The sequence below is a fragment of the Pirellulales bacterium genome (assembly GCA_019636335.1).
In the GTDB taxonomy this organism is placed as follows: domain Bacteria; phylum Planctomycetota; class Planctomycetia; order Pirellulales; family JAEUIK01; genus JAHBXR01.
Genome location: JAHBXR010000045.1, coordinates 1 through 18,609, shown reverse-complemented (window position 1 = coordinate 18,609; position 18,609 = coordinate 1). Strand labels below are relative to the sequence as shown.

10 protein-coding genes and 1 tRNA gene are annotated in these 18,609 nt (G+C 61.3%); 8 read left to right on the top strand and 3 right to left on the bottom strand.

The annotated features are described in order from the left end of the window. Positions 1-83: 83 nt before the first annotated feature. Positions 84-167, bottom strand: a tRNA-Ser gene (locus KF708_24410). A gap of 510 nt (positions 168-677) precedes the next feature. Between KF708_24410 and KF708_24405 the strand changes: the two genes are divergently transcribed. The 4 genes from KF708_24405 to KF708_24390 all read left to right on the top strand — a co-directional run bounded on the left by KF708_24405 (position 678) and on the right by KF708_24390 (position 9,325). Then, positions 678-5,318 carry a hypothetical protein gene (locus tag KF708_24405; GenBank protein MBX3415848.1) on the top strand — a complete coding sequence of 1,547 codons (4,641 nt, stop codon included), beginning with the start codon at positions 678-680 and terminating at the stop codon, positions 5,316-5,318. Between the two features lie 807 nt (positions 5,319-6,125). Further along, the gene (locus KF708_24400) at positions 6,126-7,370 is read left to right on the top strand and encodes an AAA family ATPase (GenBank protein ID MBX3415847.1); all 1,245 of its coding nucleotides are present in this window, start codon (positions 6,126-6,128) and stop codon (positions 7,368-7,370) included. An 88-nt stretch (positions 7,371-7,458) separates the two neighbouring features. Next, positions 7,459-8,841, top strand: coding sequence for a GMC family oxidoreductase (locus KF708_24395; protein MBX3415846.1), 1,383 nt, complete (start codon positions 7,459-7,461; stop codon positions 8,839-8,841). Between the two features lie 40 nt (positions 8,842-8,881). Further along, positions 8,882-9,325 (top strand): hypothetical protein, encoded by a 444-nt coding sequence (locus KF708_24390; GenBank protein ID MBX3415845.1) that lies wholly within the window; start codon positions 8,882-8,884, stop codon positions 9,323-9,325. Positions 9,326-9,343: 18 nt separating this feature from the next. Here KF708_24390 and KF708_24385 read toward each other — a convergent pair whose 3' ends face one another. Both KF708_24385 and KF708_24380 read right to left on the bottom strand, forming a co-directional pair. Then, a complete protein-coding gene (locus KF708_24385) occupies positions 9,344-10,600 on the bottom strand; it encodes an alanine racemase (GenBank protein ID MBX3415844.1) in 1,257 nt (418 codons plus the stop codon). Positions 10,601-10,661: 61 nt separating this feature from the next. Next, positions 10,662-12,386: an aldehyde dehydrogenase gene (locus KF708_24380; GenBank protein ID MBX3415843.1), complete on the bottom strand. Its 1,725-nt coding sequence runs from the start codon at positions 12,384-12,386 to the stop codon at positions 10,662-10,664. Positions 12,387-12,782: 396 nt separating this feature from the next. On the opposite strand from KF708_24380, the gene msrB reads away from it, so the two are divergent. The 4 genes from msrB to KF708_24360 all read left to right on the top strand — a co-directional run. Beyond that, positions 12,783-13,214, top strand: a complete 432-nt coding sequence (gene msrB, locus KF708_24375; GenBank protein MBX3415842.1) for a peptide-methionine (R)-S-oxide reductase MsrB — start codon at positions 12,783-12,785, stop codon at positions 13,212-13,214. 269 nt (positions 13,215-13,483) lie between these two features. Further along, positions 13,484-16,279 carry a class I SAM-dependent DNA methyltransferase gene (locus KF708_24370; protein MBX3415841.1) on the top strand — a complete coding sequence of 932 codons (2,796 nt, stop codon included), beginning with the start codon at positions 13,484-13,486 and terminating at the stop codon, positions 16,277-16,279. Then, positions 16,276-17,271, top strand: a complete 996-nt coding sequence (locus KF708_24365; GenBank protein ID MBX3415840.1) for a virulence RhuM family protein — start codon at positions 16,276-16,278, stop codon at positions 17,269-17,271. The genes KF708_24370 and KF708_24365 overlap by 4 nt, the downstream gene beginning before the upstream one ends. Positions 17,272-17,290: 19 nt before the next feature. Further along, the coding region (locus KF708_24360; protein MBX3415839.1) for a hypothetical protein at positions 17,291-18,609 on the top strand (1,319 nt) is incomplete at its 3' end.

Here is an 18,609-nt window from a genome sequence, read left to right as displayed (position 1 = left end):
GTACGACGCCACTGAGACAATCAATTGGGTCATCCGCAATTCGTTGTTGTACAACGGCTTGCGGCATGGAATATCCTGAAAAGCGGAGGGCACGGGGCTCGAACCCGCAACCCCCTTTCGGGGGCACCTGATTTCCAGTCAGGCCGCTAACCATTCGCTTACCCTCCACGCAGCGGCGGCGCGACGGGCGCGCAACCTCTACTCCGACACGATTGTAGGTGCCCTCGTGTACGCATCAAGGTCGTTGTCCCAGGGAATAGGGAGACGAGGGGCTGGTCAGCCAGAAAAGGGCTGTTTCCGGCCCGTTCCTACGCATTCGCGCCGGTCGTTGTCAGCCAAAAGCTTGCCCTGCTGGTAGCTTCGCATTAGTCTGGCAGCCTGGACCCTACAGTCCGTCCCAGCCGTAATAACCGTTAGGACGGGGCGGATCGACAGGGTCGTTCTAGCTTGCCCCGTCGCTCACCTATCGCGGCGCGGGGCAGCGGGTTCGCGAGCGGCTGTCGTGGCTGCCCGCCGGCAAGCAGTGTTGGCGACCGGGCGCGAGGCCGGTCGGGGAACGAGGAGTCGAGGCGCCGTAGACCCCGTTGCGCGCCCACCGATCCGAGCTGCTCTGGCATTGTCTCCGATGCCGTTGCGCTTCCTCACTTCTCTTACGAGCACTAGGGCGAAACTGACTCATGAAGAAGCTGAATCGTTGGCGTCGGGCAGGCGATCGCGCATTACGCCGATCGAAGCACTTCCGTTTTCCGACCTCTTATACCGATTCGCCCCTGTCGAGCCCAGCCGCGCTCGCTCTCGAGCCGCTCGAGTCGCGTCGCATGTTGGCCGTGGGAGATGAACTGGTCACGATTCGTCTCGAGACCACCGATCTCGTCGGCAATGCGATCGAATTCATCAAGGTCGGCGAGCAGTTTCAGCTCCGCGCCTACGTCGAGGATCCCAACGCCACACCGTCGAGCGGCGGCGTTTTCGCCGCCTATTTCGATACGACCTACGAAGCAGCGCTCGCGTCGGTTAGCGGAGCCATTGCTTTCGGGGCAAGCTATCCCAACGTCCAAAATGGCAGCACCGCCGTAGCTGGCGAACTCGATGAAGTGGGGGCCACCATCGGAGGCGCCCCTCTCGGTGAGGGTGAGTTCCTGCTCTTCAGCGTCCCCTTTACGGCCAATGCCGCGGGCACGATCAATTTCGAGACGAACGTCGCCGAGGAACTCCCCTTCCACAGGATTCTCATCAGCGGTGGCTCGCCAGGCGGTGTCGCCCCCGAAGATGTCCACTACGGCACCACCTCGATTCTCGTTTACGAAGAACCCACGATCTCGATTTCCGATGAGACCAACGTCGAAGGCGCGGCCGTCGTCTTCCAGATCACCTTATCGCATCCAGTTCCCGTGCCCGTCACGTTCGACATCGAGACACAGGACATCACCGCCTTTGCCGGCAGCGACTACACGCAGCGCGTCGACTCGCTCACCTTCGTGCCGGGCAACACCTCGCTCAATTTCCTCGTGTCGCTCGCGAACGATTCGATCAATGAACCCGTCGAGACATTCCGCGTCCAGCTCTCGAATGCGACGAATGCCACGTTTGCCGACGACGAGGGGATCGGGACGATCGAGGATGACGACGATCCACCGACCGTCTCGATCGAAAACGTGAGCGTCAATGAAGGGAACAGCGGGACATCGCAGGCCCTCTTTACCGTCTCCCTCTCGACGGCCAGCGAGCAGGTGATCACCGTCGACTTCAGCACGGGCAATCAGACCGCTACCGCCGGCTCCGATTACACCGCTACGATCGGCACCGTTACCTTCCTGCCAGGCGAGCTCGTTCAAACAATCGCGATCGACGTCCAGGGCGACACGCTGAGCGAGATCGACGAGACCTTTACCGTCGATCTGTCGAATCCCGTGAATGTTGTCATTGACGTTGGCCAGGCCATTGGCACCATCCTCGACGACGATCCCATCGGTATTTTGATCGACGACGCCGAGTTGGTGGAAGGCGACGCGGGCACGTCGAACATGTCGTTTACCGTGCGTTTGACCCGCGCCAGTGATGTGGTGATCACGGTCACCGCTACCGCCAGCCCGCTCACCGCGCAGGAAGGCGCCGACTATCAAGCGACAACGCAGCAACTCACGTTCCAGCCTGGCGAAACGGAAAAGACCTTCCTCGTGCCAATCGTGGGTGACCTGACCCGCGAATCGAATGAGACGCTCGCCGCGACGCTCACCTCGCCCACCGGGGGCGCCATTCTGGATGGTCAGGCAGTCGGTACGATCATCGACAACGACCCGGTGCCCAGCATCTCGATCAGCGACGCCTCGACCTACGACAACGTCGTCGGGACGGTGAATCTCGACTTTATCGTCACCTTGTCCAATCCCAGCGACCAGACCGTCACCGTCGATTTTGCCACATTGCAGGATAGCGCGCTCGCCGGCTCCGACTTTACCGCGGCCACCGGCACGGTCACCTTCGCGCCGGGGGTCACGCAGCAGGTTATTTCGATCGTGATCCTGGGCGACACCGACGACGAACCGGACGAACAGTTCTTCGTCGATCTGACCAATCCCACGAACGCCACGATCGCCGACGATCGCGGCGTCGGCACCTTGCTCGAGATTCCGCCGCAACTCTCGATCAACGACGTGTCCATCGTCGAGGGAGATGCCGGCACCGTCGATCTCGTGTTTACCGTGACGCTCAGCGAAGAGGTAAATGGAACCGTCTCGGTCGATTTCACCACCGTGTCGGATACCGCTCTGGCAGATGTGGATTTCCAGACGCTGTCGGGCACGCTGACGTTCGCGCCGAATCAACTCACGCAGACCATCACCATCAAGATCATTGGCGACCTGTCGGACGAGTTCAACGAGAACTTCTTTGTCAACCTCTCGAATCCGGTGGGCGCCACGATCGGCGATGGCCAGGGCGTCGGCACAATCATCGACAATGACGACATCCCTCTGATTTCAGTCGCTCCCGTCTCGCAGGCCGAAGGCAACTCGGGAATCACCAGCTTCGAGTTCATCGTCTCGCTCAGCGAGGTGAGTGGCAAGACCGTCACGGTGCAGTTCGCCACCTCCGATCAGACCGCCACGGCGGGTTCCGATTACACGGCCCTCACCACGACGGTCACATTTCAACCGGGCGAGCAGTCGCAGACCGTCGTCGTGCAGGTGCTGGGCGACACGGTGTTCGAACTAGACGAAACCTTCCTCGTCTCGCTGTCGAATCCCGTCAACGCCGGGCTTGAAGATCCCGCCGACGAGGCCATCGGCACCATCCAAAATGATGAAACGCGGCCGACCATCTCGATCGAGGACGCCAGCGTCGTCGAGGGCGATTCCGGCCTGACGGAAATGACCTTCCTCGTGCGCCTGTCGCACGCCAGCAGCGAGACGATCACCGTCTTCTATTCCACCTCGGACGGCACCGCCACCGCCGGTAGCGACTACGAGACGTCGAGCGGCACCTTGACGTTCGCGCCGGGCGTGACGGAGTTGCCCGTCGTCGTGCAGATCATCGGCGACACGATGGACGAGCCGCACGAAACGCTGCTCGTTACCTTGGACGATCCCACGAATGCGACGCTTGCCGACGGTGAGGCCATCGGCACCATCACCGATGACGATGGTCCCACGACGATCTCGATCTCTTCGGCCTCGATCGTCGAAGGCAACAACGGTACGACCAACCTCGTCTTCACGCTGACCCTCTCGCGCGCCACCGAGCAGACAGTCACGGTGCAATTCAGCACCGCCGATGGAACCGCCCAGGCGGGGCTCGACTATCTTGCCTCGGCGGGTACCGTCACGTTCAACCCGCTGCAGACGACCCAGACGCTCGTCGTACCGATCGTCGGCGATCTTCTCGACGAAGACGACGAGACGTTCTCCGTCGTGCTCTCGTCCCCCGTCAATGCCGAGATCGAAGCGGGGACCGCCACGGGGACGATCGTCGACGACGACGACGCGCCCACCATCGCCATCGACAGCCCCAGCACCACCGAAGGCGACACCGGCACGCGACAACTTGCCTTCAAGCTGACGCTGTCGGCCGCCAGCGGCCGGACCATCACGGTCAACTACGCTACGTTGGCGAGCACGGCCGCCGTGGGGATCGATTTCGATGCCGCCGGCGGCACGGTGACCTTCGCTCCGGGGGAGGTCGAGAAGTTCATCAACGTGGCCATCATTGGCGACACCTTCGACGAGGATGACGAAACGTTCTTCGTCGACCTCACGAATTCCGTGAACGCCGGCATCGCGGTGAATCGCGGTACGGCCACTATCTACGACGACGATCGCACGCCCACGCTGGCGATCACCAATGCCTTCGTCACCGAGGGAGATTCCGGCACGCAGACGCTGTCGTTCGTGGTCATCCTCTCCGAGGCCTCGGGTCGCACGGTCACGGTGCAGTACGCCACGGCCGACAACACGGCCACGGTTGCCGATGGCGACTACCAGGCGACGTCCGGCATCTTGACGTTCGCGCCGGGCGAAACACAGAAGGTCGTGCAAGTGGTCGTCTTTGGCGACGAGAAGGAGGAGCCGGACGAGACCCTGTTCGTCAATCTGTCCAATCCCACGAATGCCGTTTTCGACACTTTGCTGCTGGGCAGTCCGCAAGGCACTGGCGTCATCATCTCCGACGATTTGCCCTATGTCGTGGGCAGCTTGAGCGGATTTGCCTTCGTCGATTCGAATTCGAGCGGCGTCCGCGAGTCGTACGAGAAGCTTCTCGCTGGCGTGCGCATCACGCTGTCCGGCACCGACATTCTCGGGCAGACCGTTACGCGGACGACCTACACGAGCAAGACGGACGGATCGTACTTCTTCGGCAACCTGGTGCCGGGCCGTTACACGATCGAGCAGCCCGACCAGCCGAGCAACTACGACGATGGCCTCGAGCAACCGGGCTCACTCGGCATTGTCGGCGATCCTCAAAACGATCGCTTTGTCGTCGATTTGGGATCGGAGCAGCACGGCACAGAATACAACTTCGGCGAGAAGCTCAAGCCGGTGTACTATTCGCGTGCCTTGTATCTGGCCTCGACTCCCAATCCCCATCCGATCACTGAGGTCAGCCCTTTGCAGCCGGATTCGGCCTCGCAGGCGGCTCTCATGGTTGCCAACCAGCAGCGATCGTCGGCCAGTGCCTTCGATCAGGCCTTTGCCCAGATCGGCACCCTGGGGGGTAGCCCCAGTGTCGAGCTGTTGCGCCTGATCGGCGTCGGCATGACGAAGAAGCTGGAACTCGAAGACAATTCCCTCTTTGACCCGTTCGGCGATGTCGATCTCGGCTAGCAGGCTGCTGAAAAAGGTCCGTCGTGGCCTTTTTCAGCCTCGCGAAGTGCGGAGTTGAACTCCGCACCGCTCGCAAAAGAACGACTTCCGTCGCTATTTTGTGATCGCATCCAGGCGATCCTATCAGGCTGCTGACTTTTTCAGCAGCCTGATAGTGCATTGTCAAAACCAGAAGTTCGGGTTCCCCAGCCGGGTGGCAGACGATGGTGCGGCGCGACGTCGCGCACGACAACACATTCGAGTCGCACCGTCGTCGGTGTTGCGCAGCAACCAGAGGGTCGATCGGGCAGGCACCTTTCAGCAGTGCAGCCTCACCACAGCGCCGGTCCGGTCGAAACGATCCTCTTGTCGCTGCGCGACACCGAGCTTGCCCCTTTTATCGGCATTTCTGCGCCAGTCGCGGTGGTTTGACGCTCCTTCCGGGGTGACCTAGGTTTGCATTGCCTTGTGGTCTCCTGGACCAGGCTGCGCCTTCACTTCGTGCCGAGTTTCTCCATGTCCGACACCACGCAAGACAATCTCCTGGCTCGCCTGGCGGGCATCGCCAATCCACAGGATGGATCGGATCCCTGGTCCTCGATTTCGGTAACGCGCCCCGAGCATGATCTGGCCGTAGCAGCCCCCGCCCCCCCTGCCCCGCCCCCGGCGTCCCAGGCTCCGTCCACACCATCGGCACGCGACGAAGCCGATCGCACGCTCGAGCAGTTGTGCCATCGCATTTCGAACCTGACGGGCGGACAGCGCGCCGGTACCAGTGACAGCTCGGCCGACGGCCAGGGGGTGGATGCCAATGGCGTCTTCTTTCCCATCGAACCGACCTCGCTCGCCGAGTCGGGGCTCACCGAGACCGAAGTCGAATCGCTGATCTTGAAGTTCCTGTTGAACCGCGGCGAAAGCACGGGACGTTCGATCGCCGTGCAGGTCAAGCTTCCCTTCAAGATGATCGAGACGCTCCTGCGGCAGATGAAGACCGACCAACTGGTCGTTTACAAGGCCGCCGCCGAGGTGAACGACTACCTTTACCAGATCACCGAGACCGGCCGCGAGCGGGCCCGGCGCCACTACGAGCACTGTACCTACTTCGGCGCCGCCCCCGTGACGTTGAGCGACTACATCGCCAGCGTTTCGGCCCAGACGATCACGAATCAGCATCCCACGGTCGATGACCTGCGCCGCGCCTTTGCCGACTTGCTCTTGAACCAGAGCATGCTCAATCGTCTGGGCCCGGCCATCAACTCGGGCCGCGGCTTATTCTTGTACGGCGCGCCGGGCAACGGCAAGACGAGCATCGCCGAGCGCGTGACGAAGTCGTTCGGACAGACGATCTGGGTTCCGCGCGCCCTGGGGGTCGACGGCGAGATCATTCGCCTCTTCGATCCCAGCAATCACGAGGCCGTTCCGCTCGAATCGACCGACGGTCTGCTCGACAATCGCCGCATCGATAAACGTTGGATTCGCATTCGCCGTCCGACGATCGTCGTCGGCGGTGAGTTGCAGATGGAGAATCTCGAGATCTCCATGAACACGACGACTCGCATCAGCGAGGCGCCACTGCAGCTCAAGAGCAACTGCGGCACCCTGGTAATCGACGACTTCGGCCGCCAGCGCATCCGTACCGACGAGCTGTTGAATCGCTGGATCGTGCCGCTCGAGAAACGCTACGACTTCCTGAATCTGGCCAACGGCAAGAAGATTCAGGTCCCCTTCGATCAATTGATCATCTTCTCGACGAACCTGGAGCCGAAGGATCTCGTCGACGACGCGTTCTTGAGGCGTATTCCGTACAAGATCGACGTCCCCGATCCCAGCGAAGAGGAGTTCCGCGAGCTGTTCCGCATCATGTCTCCCAAGCTGGGTTTCGTGCATCGCGAGGACGCCGTCGACTACTTGATCGAGAAGCACTACAAGTCCGTGCGGCGGCCGTTCCGCTGTTGCCAGCCCCGCGACTTGCTCTTGCAGGTGAAGAATTTCTGCTACTACCAGGGGCAATCGGCCGAGATGACCCGCGAGAATTTCGACTTCGCCGTGGCGAATTATTTTGCGGTCATGTAATCGCCGCCGGCACGCTTGACGTCCCGCGGCGCGTCGTCCACACTCGCGTGATCTCGTTTCCAGCCACCTGGCTCGCAGAGATCGCGCGATGTACGACTTTGCCATCATCGGCTCCGGCGCCTCCGGGGGGCGCATGGCTTACGAGCTGACCGCCGGCGGCGCAAAGTGCGTCCTCATCGAGGCCGGCCGAGCCTTCGACCGGCATAGCTTTCCCCCGGGCGAGTTGGGCTACTCGACGCAGATGTTCTGGGGGGGCGGGCTCGAAGTCAGCCGCGACGCACGCTTCGGCTTTCTCCGCGGCAAGTGTCTCGGTGGCACATCGGTGGTGAATCAGGCCGATCTCGACCGCTTCGACGATCTCGCCTGGGACGACTGGCGCGACCGCACCGGGGTCGACTTCTTTCGCACCGAGCGGATGGACCCCTACTACGACGAGCTCGATCGAGCCATTCCGCACGGCGAAATCCCACGCTCCTACTACAATCGCAACGCCGAGCTTTTCATCCAAGGCTTCGACAAGACCGGCTACCACTGGAAGCCGATCGATCGCGCGCAGGACGATTGCAAGCTCGACCACGGCAGCGATTGCATCGTCTGCCTGGGCGGCTGCCCGCGCAACGCCAAGCAGAGCACGCTGGTCAACGCCATTCCTCAAGCGCAGGCCTTGGGACTGGACCTCGAATGCGAGTTCGATGTCGAGCGCGTGGAAGACCGTCGTACCGAGGTGCGGCTCGTGGGCCGTCAGCACGGGGCCCAGCGCGAGCTCGTGGCGCGACGCGCCATCTTGGCGGCCGGTTCCCTAGGCAACACGGCCTTGCTCCTGCGTTCGACCGACTTGGCACGCCGCCTGCCGGCTTTGGGACGCAACTTCTGCTGCCATCCGCAGTACATGACCTACGGCGTACACGACGAGCCGGTCGACGCTCACAAAGGGGCCTTGCAGTCCGTGCAGGCGCACGATCGGCGCTTACGCGAGGCCGGCATCAAGATCGAGAACGTCTTTGCCCCGCCGATCGCCACGGCCATGCTCTTGCCAGGCGTGGGGCGTGCGCATCATGCGCAGATGCGCAATTTCCGGCATCTGGCCTGCGTCGAAGTCGCCGTGCGCGACGAGCCCTTGGGCACGATGAAGCTGGGACGCGGCGGAAAGCTGATTGTCGACAAGCCCCTCAGCGCCGCCGACCGAGCCAAGATCGACGAGGGGCTCAAGCTCGCGCTCGCCACGCACGAGCATGCCCGCGCCAAGCAGATCATTCGCTGCGATCAAGGCTTTGGTTTGCACCTGATGGGAGGCTGTCCGATGGGCACCGATGCGAGGACGTCGGTCGTGGCCTCCGACTTTCACTTGCACGGGTTCGACAACCTGATCGCCGCCGATTCGAGCATTTTTCCCACGGCGCCGGGCATCAACCCGTCTTTCACGATCATGGCCCTCAGCCTGCGCGCCAGTCGAGAGCTGCTGGCACGCTAAAACGCCGCGGCGCGAGTCACAATTTGCCAGAGAGAACGCTTTGAAAACTTCGTCACGCTACCTGAGTACACGGCAAACCCACGGGCTGGTGAAGCTCGGCGAGGCCTATTGCCCAGGCGACGAAACCTTTCCTTCCTTCGCCGAATTGGGCTGCGCCGAACACGTCGACGAGATCCTGGCCTGCATGCCCGAGGCGGACCGGCGCGATTTGGCGATGCTGCTGGGCGTCTGTTCGTGGATGCCCCGCTTCGTCCTCTCCAGTGCCGTGCGTCTGCTCCAATGGAGCCCGCGCATGCCGACGCCGCTGGGCGCAGCCATGCGTTTCTTGCACATGGGCATCCGGGGCCTCTTGCTCACGCTCTACTATTCCGGCAGGGCCGGCGCCGGCTATCGTGGCCCCACTCCCTACGACGTGCTCGGCTACGAAGTATCGGTCTACACGGCCGACGTCGACGCCACAGAGACCTCTCGTTCGGCCATCTGAGCGTCTGACGCCGTCGCGCTAGATAAAAGATCGCCCGAGGCCACGATAGGTCGGTACCCGATCGACGATGCGTCCTTGTTCGACGAGCAGATACTCGTGGAAACGCTCGGCCAGCTCGCCTGCTTTCGCATGACGCATGAGCACGGGATCGCCGGGGCGCAGCTTCACCCCCTCGGGCAATTGCAGCGGTGTTTGTACTTCGCCGCAACCTTCGGTGCTGACCAGCTTGATTCCCTCGGGCAGATGCACCACGGGCACTTTGTCCCAACCAGGCTCGCCCGAGGCGATATAGCCGCCACCAAGACACGTCGCGTAGCCGTCATCCGAACTGCGTACTACCTGCAGCACGAAGAAACAGGCCGGCTCGAAGTTGACGTTCGAGTAGTAGTTGAACAAGTGCGAGCAGAGAAAGCCCGATCCCGCCGCAAGCTCCGTCAGCCAGGGTTCGTCCACCGCCAGGTTCACCGAGCCGGTGCCGCCGCCATTGAACAATTCGAGCGCATATCCACGCTCGCGGATTGCCTGGGCAAGCGTCTCTCTCAGTTGCGAGATGTGCCGCACCGATCGCCGGCGGATCATGCCCGCGATCGGATTGAGCAGCTTCTTGAAGGGATTACGATCCGCCAGTCCCGCGACCTGCGCTTCATAGCCCATCAGTCCCACGATCTTGATCCCGGGCAGATGCTTGGCCGCTTCGTAAAGCCGCAGCACGTTGTCGACCGATCGCAGAGGGCTGCGTCGCACCCCCAGGTGCATGCCCGCCGGACGCCACGACATATCGACGTCGAGCACGAGTGGAAACGCCGGCCGCACGCGTTCCATGCACTGGGAAACCGCCTGCAGATGTTCGATCGAATCGACGATCAGACGCACCGTCTTGCCGCCGACGTGCAGATCGCACAGCAGCTCGAGATCACTGCGCTGCACCGTCGGGTACGCCACCAGCAAATCGTCGAATCCCTGGCTGGCCAGAAAGGCCGCCTCGGCCGCCGCGTAACACATGAGCCCCCGATAAGGCTCCCCCGAGCGTAGCACGCGACGGAGCAGTTCCGGCACCCGCACCGATTTCGATGCCACGCGCAGTCGCTGCTGATGGCCTGCTTCGCGCACGATCCGTGCGATCTTCGCCACGTTGCGATCGAACGCCTCGAGATCCACAACCACTGCTGGAAGAGGCTCGCCCCGGAGCAGATCGCGCCACTGGTCGTAGTTCATCATATAGGTCACGCGCCCCGGACGTGACAATTGGTAGGTCAGGTACGCCGTACCTGACAATCGATCGAGTTGCCACCGTGAGGACTGTCAGGTACGGCGTACCTGACCTACGCAACGCCACTTAACCCTTCAGCGCCTGCAGCAGCAAGCCGGGCAGCTTGAGCACCGACGGCTCGTGGCACAGCTCGACCACCTTCCACGTCACCGCGTTGGCATTCTTGGTCGTCGGGAACCAGAGTGGCTTGGGGAACAACGTCAGTGGGCCTTCGAGCACGGTCTTCATCGGCCGGTCGAACATATAAGTGTTGTGGACCCAGCCGATGCCACTCTCGGGATTCTCGATCGTGCCTCCCGGGTGACCACCCCAAGGGGGGCTGATCATGGCGTACGACAACGCCGACCAGTAGTTGATGCCGATGGTGCCGTATCGCAGCGCGGCGATCGACTCGCGGAACAACTTTTCGTTGGCGGCCGACTTGCGGAACTTCGGATGTACCATCACCGTGCAGCCCAGCGTGCCGAACAAGCGATCGTTGGCAAACGACGTGGCTTGCGCCAGGAAATCCGCTTCATCGGCAGCGTCGAGGCCCGTCTCCACCGCCACGCACACAAACGACTCTTCGTCGAAAAAGATCGGCCGCGCCACGGGATCGACATCCCGTTCCACCGTCCAAGGCAGCATTCCCGCCTGGCAACCGGCCGGCTCGTCACCAGTGAAGCGGCGATAGCGATCTTCGGCCCCGGGGTAATACGCCTTGCGGGGCGGCACTTGCCGCAAGACGTCGGTCAAATGCTTGTAGAACTGCTCGCGCTGTGGCCAGCGATTCCACGTCACGATCACTTTCGTCGCCACGCAGTTGAACGAGGCGTTGTTGACGATCGACGAGGCCAGGTTCTCGGCCTGGAAGCGCAGTTCCTTGTCTGTGTAAGGTCCCGGCACAATGATCCAGGGGCTGACGTTTCCCAACTCGCTCGAGATCGGCTTTTTCAGCACCGGATCGTGCTCGGCCTTGCGGCGATCGCGTTCCGGTCCCGCCGGGCCCCACACGATCGCGTCGTGCGAGACCACCGAACCGGTGATGTGGACTTCGTCGACCAGCGCGTGGTTCGAGGCGTGCGAGCCCACCTCGGCGCCGCCGTAGATGATTCGCAGGAAGCCACGCTCGATCAGCACGGCAAAGGCCCGCTCGAAGATGGGCCCCAGGTATTCATTCACCGGGTTCATCTTCAACAGAACGACCTTGCCCTCTTGGAAGAACTTGGTGAAGGCGTCCGTCGCGGGGATGCTCGACACGTTACCCGCCCCCAGCACCAGGGCGATGCCCGTGTCGCGACAGCCGCCGCGATAGTACGCCGCCTGATTCTCGGCCAGGTTCGCCCGCGTCACGCCCGGCTCTTGCCACACGTGCGCTTTGAAGCCCGAGAAAGCGATCGAATCGAACAGGCCGCGCGTCGGCACCACCTGCACCCGCAGCCGGCCATCGGTCGAGTCGGCGATTTCGCCGGGAAGCTGCGGCACCCCCTGACGTTCGATATCGGCCAGCGATTGCATCACCAGACGCAAGTAACGCGACGTGGCGAGCGGACCGCCGGCGACCTCTTCCGACCCGAGCGAGGTGCCGTAGGGAATACCCTTCGCCTGGCAGGCGGCTCGCGCCCACTCTTCGGCCACGCGCATCATGCCGTCGAGGCATGCACGAGCAAGTTCGATGCGATGGCGGATCGACAAACCCGGCACGCGATCTTTCGCCTCGGCCAGCTCGTCGAGATAGCGATCGACCGTCTCCAGTGGCGTCACCTGCCCCGTGCGTTCTGTGTACCAAACGGCTGGTGCGGCGGTGCTCATCGTCGTGCTCCTGGCGTCAAAGGCGGGCGCAGAGAAGGGTGAATTCGAGGATTCCGCATTGTCGAACGTGGCCGTCCTGCCGTCAAGCAAGTGAGCGGGACGAATTGCGGCGTAACACGGCCCTGCCATTGAGGTTGAGCCGGTCGTCTTTTGCCCGCGCCAGGCCCCGCACGTTCGACATCCCTGGACTGGTGCGAGATAATACGAGTACCGCGAAATCTGCGAAACGCCGCCTCGGTGAGAGAAGCATCCATGAGACAACAACCCCACCCGATCATCACTCCCGCCACGCACCGGATGCTGGGGCTGCTGGCCCCTCTGCTGGTTGCGCTAGCCGGCTGCGGCACAGCGGTATCAGATTCGTCGGAACAGGCCGCATCACCCCGGAGCACGAACATGTCCGAGCAAGATCCGAATCGCGTCGAGATGACCGACGCCGAGTGGCAGGCCAAGCTCACCCCCGAGCAGTATTACGTGACGCGTCAAAAGGGGACCGAACGGGCCTTCACCGGCAAATACTGGGACACGAAGACCGCCGGCGAGTATGTTTGCGTCGGCTGCGGCCAGCCCCTCTTCACGTCGAATGAGAAATTCGACTCGGGCTGCGGCTGGCCCAGCTTCTACGCCCCGAAATCGGCGGAAGGCATCGCCACGGAAACGGATCGCAGCCACTTCATGACCCGCACGGAAGTATTGTGCAGCCGCTGCGACGCCCACCTGGGCCACGTCTTCGACGACGGACCGAATCCCACCGGCTTGCGTTACTGCATCAACTCCGCCGCCATCGACCTCAAGCCAAACAACGAGCCAACAAAAAAGAACGACTAACGAAAGATTGAGCAAACGCCGCCGATCTTGGCTGAGCAAGGCGAAGAGGCCTTGCGCGGTCTCCACGCCATCGTCGGCCGCTTGTCGCCGCACGTTCGATCCGTGTCCCTGATAGGATCGCTTCCAAATGGCGGCAGCCTTTCCGCGTCATTCCGTGCCGCCGCCGAATCGACTAACATCTTCGCTGTCTCCCTCGCACGGTTTCTGGCGTGATGGCGCCGCGGCGACATCGCGCGGCACGACCCCTGATCCATGAATGCGTCGTCAGCATGAACGCAGTCGAAATCGAAGAAGCCGTTTCGCGCCTGGCCGAAGCGCCCTTCGACCCGAAGTCATTCCCCTACGACTTCCTCGAGGCCTTCGGCAACAAGGCGACGACCCTCAAGCGGCTCCGCGCCGGCAACACCAACCAGTCCGATCTCCCGCGCGGCGTGCTCCAGCGAAGCAACATCCACATCGCTGTTTGCGCCGCAGGTGAAACGGCCGCCACCCTCGCCGCGCTCCGCGACAGCCCCGCCACCACGCGCCACAAGGCCAAATTCATCCTGGCCACCGACGGCATCTCCTTCGAGGCCGAAAACCTCGTCGAAGGCGAGACCGTCGCCTGCGACTACGCCGATTTTCACAACCACTTCGGCTTCTTCCTCCCCCTAGCGGGCATCACCACCGTCAAGCAGATCCGCGAAAACGCCTTCGACATCAAGGCCACGGGCCGGCTCAACCGTCTCTATGTCGAGCTCTTGAAAGAGAACCCCGACTGGGACACCGCCGCACGGCGCGAAGACCTCAACCACTTCTTCGCGCGGTTGATCTTCTGTTTCTTCGCCGAGGACACGAGCATCTTTGACGGCTCGGACCTCTTCACCGACACCCTCGAGCGGATGACCGCGCGCGACTCCTCGAACACGCACGAGGTCCTCGCCGAGCTCTTCCGCGCGATGAACACGAAGTCCGAGGACCGCACGGCCGGCAACTTCCGCCCTTGGGCCAATACCTTCCCGTATGTGAATGGCGACCTCTTCTCGGGCAGCCTCGACGTGCCTCGTTTCAGCAAGATCGCGCGCTCCTACCTGCTCCACGTCGGCGGCCTCGACTGGACGAAGATCAATCCTGACATCTTCGGCTCGATGATCCAGGCCGTCGCCGACGAAGAAGAGCGCGGCGCGCTGGGCATGCACTACACCAGCGTGCCCAATATTCTCAAGGTGCTGAATCCGCTTTTTCTCGACGATCTGCGGACTCAACTCGACGAGGCAGGGGAAAATGGCCGCAAACTCTTAAACCTCCGCAACCGCATCGCGCGCATCCGCGTCTTCGATCCCGCCTGCGGCTCGGGCAATTTTCTCGTCATCGCCTACAAGCAGATGCGCGAGATCGAGGCGGAAATCAATCAACGTCGAGGCGAGTTCGAGCGCCGCAGCGATATTCCGCTGACCAACTTCCGCGGCATCGAGCTCCGCCACTTCGCCGCCGAAATCGCCCGCCTCGCCCTCATCATCGCCGAATTCCAGTGCGACGTGCTCTATCTCGGCCAAAAGCAGGCGCTCGCCGACTTCCTCCCGCTCGAAGCCGCCAACTGGATCACTTGCGGCAATGCCTTGCGACTTGATTGGTTGAAGATCTGTCCACCGACTGGAACGGGCGTGAAGCTACACGCCGACGATCTGTTCAGCACTCCGCTCGATCAAGTGGAGATCGATTTCGAGAACGAGGGTGGGGAGACGTATATCTGCGGGAATCCACCATATCTCGGCAGCCGTTGGCAAACCGATGAACACAAGTCGGATTTGAAACTGATCTTCGAAGGCTTAACGAATAGCTGGAAATCACTCGACTATGTCGCCGGTTGGTTCATGAAAGCTGCGTACTATGGCCTTCGAACAAATGCAGCTTCTGGCCTTGTGGCTACAAACTCGATTTGTCAGGGGTTACAAGTTCCAATCTTGTGGCCCCTAATATTCTCAACTGGTCATCAGATCACTTTTGCTCACACATCTTTCAAATGGTCGAATCTAGCGAGTCATAATGCGGGGGTGACGGTTGTCATCGTCGGAATCTGCAATCGGCCGCCCCCCATGCGAAGACTATTCTCATTGGACGAGTCGACTCGTGTGATTGCGAAAGAATCAAACAATATAAATGCATACCTCGTTTGTGCTCCCAGTCTATTCGTCGCCCCACTCCGAGACCCCCCCGCTACTCGCCCGGAGATGTTGTTCGGCAACATGCCTCGAGATGGCGGGCATTTATGCCTGAGTGAAGACCAGAGGTTGAAGGCGGTGCTCGATGACCCAAGCGCATCGCCATTTATAAAGAAATACCTTGGCTCTGAGGAAATGATACAAGGAAAGATCCGGTACTGTTTATGGATTAATGACGATCAGGTAGGCGAGGCACTGATCGTGCCGATGATTGCAAGTCGCTTGAAACTTGTCGCTGAGGAAAGATCAAAAAGCAGCGCCCAGTCCACTCGGTCCTATTCGAAAAAACCGCATCGATTCGTTCAAATACAAGGTGTGGCACATCGTTCGACAATAGGAGTTGCTGGCGTGTCATCGGAGCGTCGAGAGTACCTGCCGGTAACGCTTATTGACTCTGAAACTATACTCAGCAACCTACTGTTCGCACTCTACGATGCCCCACTCTGGAATCTGGCACTCATCGCGTCCCGTCTTCACCTCGTTTGGATTGGCACGGTTTGTGGCAAATTGAAGACGGATTACCGCTACTCCAACACTCTCGGCTGGAACACGTTCCCGGTTCCCACGCTTTCCGCCCAGAACAAGTCCGACCTGACCCGTTGCGCCGAGGATATTCTGCTAGCGCGCGAGTCGCATTTCCCAGCGACGATTGCCGATCTCTACGATCCCGACGCGATGCCAACCGATCTGCGCGAAGCACACGAACGCAACGACGAGACGCTGGAGCGGATATACATCGGCCGCCGCTTCAAGAACGACACCGAACGGCTCGAAAAGCTCTTCGAGCTCTACACCGAAATGACCGCGCGCGAGGCATCTTCGAAAAAGCCCGCCAAAAGCAAGCCAAAAGAGGCCGACGCATGAGCGACCTCATCTTGTTCACCTCCGACGATGGCCAGACCCACCTGCAACTGCGGATCGAAGGTGCGACAGTTTGGCTCACCCAACTCGAAATCGCCGAGCTTTTTCAGACCTCGAAGCAGAACGTCTCGCTGCATGCCAGGAACATTCTTGCCGAGGGCGAACTCCGCCCGGCGGCAGTTGTCAAGGAATCCTTGACAACTGCCGCCGACGGCAAGAAGTACCGCACCCGGCTCTATAACCTCGATCTCATCCTGGCCATCGGCTATCGTGTCCGTTCGGCGCGTGGCACGCAGTTCCGGCAGTGGGCGACCACCCATCTGCGGGACTTCATCGTCAAAGGGTTCGTCATCGACGACGAGCGGCTCAAGAACCCCGGCGGCTGGGATTACTTCGACGAGCTGCTGGCGCGAATTCGCGACATTCGCGCGTCGGAGAAACGATTCTATCAAAAGGTTCGCGACCTTTTCGCGCTGAGCTCGGATTACAAAGTCCGGGAGCACGATACGCACATCTTCTTTGCTGAGGTGCAAAACAAGCTGCTCTATGCCGCCACCCGCCACACGGCAGCCGAGTTAATCGTGAAACGCGCCGACGCCGCCAGGCCGAACATGGCCCTCACCACCTGGAGCGGTTCGCGGGTGCGCAAGCAGGACGTCATCGTCGCCAAGAACTACCTTACCCAGGATGAAATCGATACTCTCAATCGCCTGGTTGTTATTTTCCTCGAGCAAGCGGAGCTGCGGGTGAAGCAGCAGAAAGATCTCACGCTCGACTTTTGGCGGAGCAACGTGGACGGAATGCTCGCCTTCAACGATCAACCCGTTCTGGATGGCCCAGGGTCCGTCAGCCACGACGACATGAAGCGCATCGCTCATGAGCGCTATGATGTCTTCGATGAAAATCGCCGCGCATCCGAGGCACTCACCGCGGATTTGGATGATCTCAAACAGCTCGAGGAACTGGAAAAGAAACTCAAGAAGCAGAAACCTTAAACCATCTTACAAAAGACGCATGAGCGATCCGATCTCGATCCCTTCCATCTCCGTCAAGTACGCCCAGGATGGCACGTCGACCAGGTCGAACGCCATGGGCATGCGCCCCATGCAGGAACGCGTCTGGCAGAAGCGCGGCGAGCAGTATTTGCTCATCAAGTCCCCTCCCGCCTCGGGGAAGAGCCGCGCGCTGATGTTCGTCGCGCTCGACAAGCTGCAAAACCAGAAGCTCAAGCAGGCGATCATCGTCGTGCCGGAGAAAGCGATCGGCGCCAGCTTCCACGACGAGCCCCTCAGCCAGTTCGGCTTCTGGGCCGATTGGCGCGTCGAGCCGCAGTGGAACCTGTGCGACGCGCCGGGCACCGACAACGGTGGCAAGGTCGAGTCGGTCAAGCGGTTTTTGGAGAGCGGCGACAAGGTGCTCGTCTGCACGCACGCCACGTTCCGCTTTGCGGTCGAGCAATTCGGCGTCGAGGCCTTCGATGACCGCCTCATCGCGATCGACGAGTTTCACCACGTTTCGGCCAACCCCGACAGTCGTCTCGGAGACCATGTGCGCCAGTTCATGGCGCGCGACAAGGTCAACCTGGTGGCAATGACCGGCTCCTACTTCCGCGGCGATGCCGAGGCGGTGCTCCACCCCGAAGATGAATCGCGCTTCGAGACCGTCACCTACACCTACTACGAGCAGCTCAACGGCTACGACTATCTCAAGCAGCTCGACATCGGCTACTATTTCTACAGTGGCAGCTACACCGACGAGATCCTGCAAGTCCTCGACCCGAGCCAGAAAACGATTGTCCACATCCCCAACGTGAACGCGCGCGAAAGCACCAAGGACAAGATCCGCGAGGTGGAGCATATCCTCGAGCAATTGGGCGACTGGGTGGGCACCGATCCACACACCGGTTTTCAGCTCGTGAAAACGGCCGCGGGCCAGGTGCTGAAAATTGCGGACCTCGTCGACGACGAACCAACCAAGCGCGACAAGGTATCGGCGGCCCTCAAGGACCCGCTGCACAAGCACAATCGCGAGCATGTCGACATCATCATCGCGCTCGGCATGGCCAAGGAGGGGTTCGATTGGATCTGGTGCGAGCACGCGCTGACCGTCGGCTATCGTTCGAGCCTCACCGAGATCGTGCAGATCATCGGCCGCGCCACGCGCGACGCGCCGGGGAAAACGCGCTCGCGTTTCACGAACCTCATTGCCGAGCCCGACGCCAGCGAGCTGCTGGTTACCGAGGCCGTCAACGACACCCTCAAGGCGATTGCCGCCAGCCTCTTGATGGAGCAGGTGCTCGCGCCACGGTTCGAGTTTCGACCGAAGAACCCGCA

What these genes read in the sequence shown, in the direction of transcription:
- KF708_24405 (MBX3415848.1), top strand. Translation starts at nt 678, where the DNA reads ATGAAGAAGCTGAATCGTTGGCGTCGGGCAGGCGATCGCGCATTACGC.
- KF708_24395 (MBX3415846.1), top strand. Translation starts at nt 7,459, where the DNA reads ATGTACGACTTTGCCATCATCGGCTCCGGCGCCTCCGGGGGGCGCATG.
- KF708_24380 (MBX3415843.1), bottom strand. Translation starts at nt 12,386, where the DNA reads ATGAGCACCGCCGCACCAGCCGTTTGGTACACAGAACGCACGGGGCAG.
- msrB (MBX3415842.1), top strand. Translation starts at nt 12,783, where the DNA reads ATGTCCGAGCAAGATCCGAATCGCGTCGAGATGACCGACGCCGAGTGG.
- KF708_24370 (MBX3415841.1), top strand. Translation starts at nt 13,484, where the DNA reads ATGAACGCAGTCGAAATCGAAGAAGCCGTTTCGCGCCTGGCCGAAGCG.
- KF708_24365 (MBX3415840.1), top strand. Translation starts at nt 16,276, where the DNA reads ATGAGCGACCTCATCTTGTTCACCTCCGACGATGGCCAGACCCACCTG.